General features: G+C 43.5%; 7 protein-coding genes and 1 other annotated feature. Of the genes, 2 read left to right on the forward strand and 5 right to left on the reverse strand.

Going from position 1 to position 6,591, the window contains the following annotated elements; translation table 11 throughout:
* Positions 1-16: 16 nt before the first annotated feature.
* Both C161_RS19180 and C161_RS19185 read right to left on the reverse strand, forming a co-directional pair.
* The gene (locus tag C161_RS19180) at positions 17-631 is read right to left on the reverse strand and encodes a genetic competence negative regulator (RefSeq protein ID WP_017687675.1); all 615 of its coding nucleotides are present in this window, start codon (positions 629-631) and stop codon (positions 17-19) included.
* A gap of 187 nt (positions 632-818) precedes the next feature.
* Positions 819-1,172, reverse strand: coding sequence for a hypothetical protein (locus C161_RS19185; protein WP_036607724.1), 354 nt, complete (start codon positions 1,170-1,172; stop codon positions 819-821).
* Positions 1,173-1,266: 94 nt separating this feature from the next.
* On the opposite strand from C161_RS19185, the gene C161_RS19190 reads away from it, so the two are divergent.
* Entirely contained in the window at positions 1,267-2,163 is an 897-nt protein-coding gene (locus C161_RS19190) for a polysaccharide deacetylase family protein (protein WP_036607725.1), read from the forward strand.
* A gap of 45 nt (positions 2,164-2,208) precedes the next feature.
* Here C161_RS19190 and C161_RS19195 read toward each other — a convergent pair whose 3' ends face one another.
* The 3 genes from C161_RS19195 to C161_RS19205 are packed head-to-tail and all read right to left on the reverse strand — an operon-like array spanning position 2,209 to position 4,078.
* Positions 2,209-3,006 carry a metallophosphoesterase gene (locus C161_RS19195; protein ID WP_235193862.1) on the reverse strand — a complete coding sequence of 266 codons (798 nt, stop codon included), beginning with the start codon at positions 3,004-3,006 and terminating at the stop codon, positions 2,209-2,211.
* Between the two features lie 29 nt (positions 3,007-3,035).
* On the reverse strand, positions 3,036-3,488 hold the full coding sequence (locus tag C161_RS19200; RefSeq protein ID WP_017687671.1) for a hypothetical protein: 453 nt from the start codon (positions 3,486-3,488) through the stop codon (positions 3,036-3,038).
* A complete protein-coding gene (locus C161_RS19205; protein WP_036607728.1) occupies positions 3,485-4,078 on the reverse strand; it encodes a CPBP family intramembrane glutamic endopeptidase in 594 nt (197 codons plus the stop codon). The genes C161_RS19200 and C161_RS19205 overlap by 4 nt, the downstream gene beginning before the upstream one ends.
* A gap of 335 nt (positions 4,079-4,413) precedes the next feature.
* Positions 4,414-4,644: a binding site (T-box leader), on the forward strand.
* A gap of 199 nt (positions 4,645-4,843) precedes the next feature.
* Between C161_RS19205 and serA the strand changes: the two genes are divergently transcribed.
* Complete coding sequence (serA, locus tag C161_RS19210) at positions 4,844-6,439, forward strand: phosphoglycerate dehydrogenase (RefSeq protein WP_036607735.1); 1,596 nt, start codon at positions 4,844-4,846, stop codon at positions 6,437-6,439.
* The last annotated feature ends 152 nt before the right edge of the window (positions 6,440-6,591 follow it).

A 6,591-nucleotide genomic window follows, 5' to 3' on the forward strand; every position in this document is an offset into this window, starting at 1 on the left:
CGATTACAACTAGAGATTAATCCTGGCGTTTGAAGTGGGTGCAGATAACATCAATCGCTTGTGCAGGAATAACAACCTTACCATACTCTTCCATGACTGCTGGAGTAACTGAGGAGCCTTCGCCAAATTCAGCAAGCAAGGCAATCAATGCCGCATGTTTGGTGGAATCTACCTCATCTGGCTCCAAATGCAAGAACCACTTGTCTTTATAGGAATAAAGTCTCCCAGCATCCGTAACATGCTGACGCAACATATGTGCAGCTTCAATGAGCACTTCAAAGTCCTTGAATGCATAAACAATGGAATCGCTTTGCTCGAGTGTAACTTCCATTTCATATACTTCTTCAGGAAGATCATCTTCATGACCTAAACCATATTGTTGCGGATCATATTTTCCACGTGTGACAATGACAACCATCCCTTGAGCGGGAAGTGCGAATACTTCGACAGCGAGTGGACCTGTGGCATCAAATCCAAGTTCGGAATAGGCCTGATCCATCATTTCAGTGAACAGTTCATGAACCTTAGGTATTTCCTGCCACATATCTTCTTTTTGTATTCCGCGCTCGCTCAGATCGTCAAAGGTCAGGAAAATCCGTATCTTATCGTGACTTAGTCGTTCTATTTTCATACAGGATCTCCCCTTTATAAGCAAGTCTTATAACAGATTATGAAGCACAAAACAATATGTGCTGAAAATAAATCTATGTAGTTATGTTATCATTTTATACCTCTAAATGCACGAAGTAAAATCGACAAAAAAAGAATCATTCCACAGCAAATCAAGACTGTGGATGATTCTAATTGGAGGTTTTGGTTTATAAACCCGGTACTGTTGTGTTTGTTTGGCTTAAAATTTGCTCAACTTCATGCTTCACATCGGGATTGGTGCGAATAAAATCTTTGAGCATGCTCATATTCGCTTCTTTTTCCTGCGGTGTGATTGCTCTTGCGGTCTTTGCTGCCGGATTTTTGTGGGATTCACCATGTTGATTTTGCTTGCTTGTGAACCCGTCCATACCCGGGAAAGTCATTTCCATCATCTTATGTTTTGCCTGATCCATCATATTTCTTGATGAACCCGATGACATCATGGGCAATTTGCCTTTGGACAGCCATGAACTGGCTGCAACACCAATGACAATGCCCCAAAAAAAGGATGAAGCCTTCATTACACCAACCTCCTTCAAGTGTTAAAATCATATTTAGTGTTTGCGGTAGTGAGCGATCTCATTCCGTATAATTACAGGAAAGCGAGTTGAAATCATGTTTAGACATACCGCCGCATTGATCATTGCTGCAAGTTTGCTGTTGTCAGCTTGTGGGACAGCGGAAGAAAAAACATCTGATAATTCCACACCAGCGGGCGAATCAACTACCACGGTTCAAGAAGAGCAAGGTAACTCTAACCCAACTGAAACAGGAGAACCCGGAACTGGTGTGCCCGAGTCTTCAACGAAAGATTCAACTGTGACAGAAGAAGAACCTGAATCTTCGGAGAAGGTTTCTACAGAAGAGAAAGTGGAAAAGACGTATCATATGAATAAAAATTATTATATTAAACCAAACGATGAAGCGAGCCCAAGCAAAGTGGTCTTGTTAACTTTTGATGATGGACCCAAAGAAGAAAAAATGATTACTTCACTGATCGACACTTTAGATAAACATAACGCTAAAGCGATATTTTTCGTCAATGGATATCGGGTGAAAAGCCATCCGGAATTACTCAAACTCATACATGATCGGGGTCAGATTGTAGGCAATCATGCCTGGGATCATGAGGATCTCAAAAAAATGTCCAACGCTGAGGCGGCAAAACAGGTTACAGATGTCCAAAAAATAGTGAAGGATACCATTGGTGAGGAACCGCAATTCTTCCGTCCACCTTTTGGTTCGGGAAATGATGCACTGAAGGCTGCTGTGAAGAAAAATGGCATGTTATATATGACTTGGTCTAATGGTTCGCTCGATTGGGATAAAAGCACCAAAGACAAACCGGAAAAAGTCATTCAAAATGTACTGGACCAGTTAAATCCCGGAAGCAATATCTTGATGCACGAGTTGCCTTGGACGGTTGAAGCATTGGATGAGTTGCTGACCAAGCTCGAAAAGAAAGGTTATTCCTTTGTTGATCCGCGTGCAATTGAATTGGAAGCTCGTTAAATTGTAATTTTGCGCATTAAAATAAAACAGCCTTGATCCATTGGATCAAGGCTGTTTCTCTGTGAGTGCTTTTTCCGCGGGCACTCTTAACGTGATGATATGCATCTCCGCAGGACAACTTAGTCGGAGAGGAAGATGATTTGTACCGTATCCTCTGGTAACAAGCATTTTGCCATCTTGGTGAACATCCTCCGGACTTCGCCTCAGGGAGTACCACCCGTTCGATACGGGACGATACGCTTTGCTCAGGAACACAGGTCCGAAAAATGGTAAAACCAATTGTCCGCCATGTGTATGACCGCTTAAAATAAGATCTGCATTTTCTTCCAAGCGAAGGGCCTGCAAAGGATCATGAACGATAGCAATTTTGCAAAAACGGTTACCGATCTGTTGTAGTAATACATCGCCCTGTTTGGAACGATAGTCTATGCCGATCAGGCTCAATCTGTCGTTGCCCCTTTGCAGATATTCTACATTATCCTGCAGTAGCTTAACGTCCGATTCCCGAAGGATTCGCGCAAGTTGAGCGGTACCAGCCCTCTTGTCATGGTTGCCATACACCGTAAATGAAGGAGCAATGTTCGATAAAATTTTCATGTTATGTCTAACTAAAGACCATGAGATTCCTTTTTCCGCAACATCCCCACCGATGAGAACCCAGTCCACCTTGTTTTTAACGTTTGCCAGATCCTTCTGCTTCAGCTTGCGCTTGTGCGTGTCGGATACATACAAAATCATGGCCCCGTCAAAGGATGTTGGCAGATGAGGCACTTCAACCTCTTCTTCAATCATTTGATGAATATGGGCTTCACGCCACATATGAAAAAGTAGTAAAACTCCCATCAAAATGATTAAACCTGCGAGTAAAAGCATTACCACGGCAAGGGAAGGAACGTATTCAGAGCGGGTGCCCCTTCAACCCCCCACCAAACCAGACTAATCGTTAACATGACAAAAATAAAAATGAGTGAATTAACAAACCTCTTGCTCAATTTTAACCGACGTGAAGGATGTAATTCTGTCCGTGTAGGAAGCGAACCCGCTTCGGGGATCGATTCTTCCGTTGAATTTGGCGTTTTTTTGGAGCGTGATGGTGCCCTTTGAGGAAGTACTGGACTTTCCAGTTTTTCTGTATAGGGCTTGCGCTGCGATCTAGGTAAAGAAACGGAAGTAATTGGTGTGATTCCGCCAACCTCAGCAGCTGCTGCCGTTTCAGCAACGATGCTTACTTGAGAAGCCACCTGACGCTCGGATTTCTCTTTTTTATCCGATTGACGATGGCGCTGACTGCCATATGTCTTCATTCTACTTAATGGCTGATTCATGATCCCCTCCGAAAACGTATCGCTAATCCGGACACCAAATCAATTATAAAGTGACATAATATAGGCGCCCATAATGTGCCGGACTGCAAGTAAATCCAACCCAATCCATAACTTGAGACAAACACCCAGCCTGTTGGAATCCAGTGGCGCAAATAACGAATATGGATAACTGCAAATAAAATACTTGTCCAGTAAGGACCGATGGCATGTTGGATGGCTCCACGGAATAATAATTCCTCACACACAGCAACAATGGCTGCTATACATACAATGTGCCAGATCGGACGCCCACGGAACAACATCTCGTTAATTCCACCGTCATCCATGCTTTCCTGAGGTATAACATACGACAGTACCAAGTCCATAACAAGCATTATTCCTGCAAGACCAAGACCCCACCATATAAATTGGTAATTGTCAGGCCATGCGAGTACATCTAACAAGTTTCGTTTCTGCAATAAGATCCATACAACTCCGATAATCAGTGTCAGACCTTGTGTAAAGTATAGATTAATTAAAAGCAAACGCTCGGTAAGCTGCTGTGGCTCAGCCTTCTGAATCTTGAACTTGGGAAACTTGAATTTTTTCATCGGATGCGTCTGTCCTCTTGAGTTAAATTTGATGGATAACAATTACGTTGTCCAATCGGATAGTATACTAAATGATAGCCAAAAAACCAATTAGGTTCAAGACCTGCCCCAAGTCCTGGTTATATGTCCGTGCCATTACTTCATTAAAGCAGTAAAATTCAGTTCACCAAACAGCTTACTTTCCATCTTCTTGTGGTAGGTATATTAACTATTGTATTACTTATGGTGACTCTGTTTATGTGTGAATCTAAAGACATCTGCAAAACATTTTAAAACATTTAAGCCTATTGACATGCTCATGTCAGCCATGATACATTATGAAAAAATTAGTCACGTTAAACACGATGATGGAAAAAAGACGTTGCTTCGTCTTACAGAGAGCCGATGGTAGGTGTGAATCGGTGGCAGGCAAATGGTCTTGAGCGCTCCTGAGTTATTGCATTGAAATTGGAGTAGGTGCAATCGGTTTAGACCCGTTATCCTCTTCGGTCTTCATTGACCGCTAAGACTGTCGTTGCGAAACGGCGGTGAATTAGGGTGGTACCACGACAACTCTCGTCCCTTATTGCGCAAGCAGTATGTGGATTGAGAGTTTTTTGATTTATTTTAAAGGATATCTGTGGGATCACTCTATTTGCTTCACCTTCCCCCTCTGTTGCGACACCGCGTTGTTGGGCGGAAGAATCAACCTGGTTTTAAGGAATACCTCTTCGCTGAGGTCAGACCTTGACGATATAGATACACATACCTAAGGAGGAAGAAACCATGTACAAAGTGTTAGTGTCGGACCCAATCAGTGATCTGGGGATCCAGCAACTGGTGGATGCAAATGATGTTGTTGTTGAGAAGAAAACCGGTCTTAGTGAAGATGAACTTGTTGCCATTATTGGTGATTATGATGCCCTCTTGGTTCGTAGCCAGACTCGTGTTACAGATCGTATTATGACGGCTGGTACCAACCTTAAGGTGATCGGACGTGCAGGGGTTGGTGTAGATAACATTGATCTGGAAGCTGCTACACAGCGCGGTATCATCGTTATTAATGCACCTGATGGCAATACCATCACAACCTGTGAGCACACGTTTGCCATGATGATGGCATTGGCACGACACATTCCTCAGGCATATGCCAAGACTATTCAGGGTACGTGGGATCGTAAAACCTTCCTGGGTGTGGAATTAAGAAATAAAACGCTCGGTGTACTGGGTATGGGACGGATCGGTAGTGAAGTTGCCAAGCGCGCCAAAGCATTCGGAATGGACATTCTTGCTTACGACCCGTTCCTCACGGAGGAGCGTGCCGAGAAGCTGCAAGTGAAGCTGGCTAGTGTAGATGATATCATTCTCAATGCGGACTTCATGACCGTTCACACACCATTAACACCGGAAACACGGCATATGATCTCACGTCCACAATTCGAAGTGATGAAAAAAGGCATGCGTATCATTAACTGTGCTCGTGGTGGTGTAGTTGACGAGATGGCACTTGTCGAAGCCATTGATCAAGGTATTGTTGCTGGTGCAGCATTTGACGTATTCGAAAGCGAGCCGCCAGCCGCTGATCACCCGTTCCTGAATCACCCAAGCATTATCGTTACGCCTCACCTTGGTGCGTCCACAGTAGAAGCACAAGAGAACGTGGCTATCGATGTGTCGGAACAGGTGCTTCACATTTTGCGCAATGAACCGTTTAAAAACGCAGTTAACATGCCGGCTGTTGCACCAACTGTGATGAACAAATTGCAGCCGTATTTCAAACTGGGTGAAACGTTGGGTAGTTTTGCAGCACAGATTACACAAAATGCAGTGCAAGAGATTCGGATCGACTATGCTGGTGAACTTTCTGAAGTAGATACTTCTCCTCTCACACGTTACATTGTGAAAGGGATTCTCGCCAGACATTTGGGTGGGGAAGCCAACATCGTCAACTCCATGCATCTGGCCAAAATCCGTGATCTGAATGTGGTTGTAAGCCAAACCTCAACAACTAAAGGATTTACTAACCTGATTACCGTAACATTGGTTACAACTCAAGATGCTGAGGAACGTCGTGTAGCAGGTACATTGCTTGCAGGTTATGGAGAACGTATTGTTCGTCTGGACAAATTCCCGGTAGATATCGCTCCGGAAAGTCATCAAATTTTGATCTCCCACAACGATAAACCAGGTATTATCGGACGTGTAGGAACGCTGCTTGGACAAAACGATGTCAACATCGCATCCATGCAGGTTGGACGTAAAATTATTGGTGGTGCAGCGATCATGATTCTGACCGTAGATAAAGCTGTTCCAAAAGATGTGCTTGTGCAGCTTGCTGCGCTGCCTGAAATCAATACTGCTGTTGAAATTGTTCTGGAATAATCAAATATATTTCTAAATGTAAAAGGAAAGACGGGACCCTAGTGGTCAATGTCATTAAGTTAAGGCGCAGGACCAAAAATCAATAAAATGAGCAGGTTATCGAAAAGATAGCCTGCTTTTTTTATGTGTGAAAATAAGAAAAAAGACTTGAC

Origin of the sequence: Paenibacillus sp. FSL R5-192, from assembly GCF_000517845.1 — a bacterium.
GTDB lineage: Bacteria > Bacillota > Bacilli > Paenibacillales > Paenibacillaceae > Paenibacillus > Paenibacillus amylolyticus.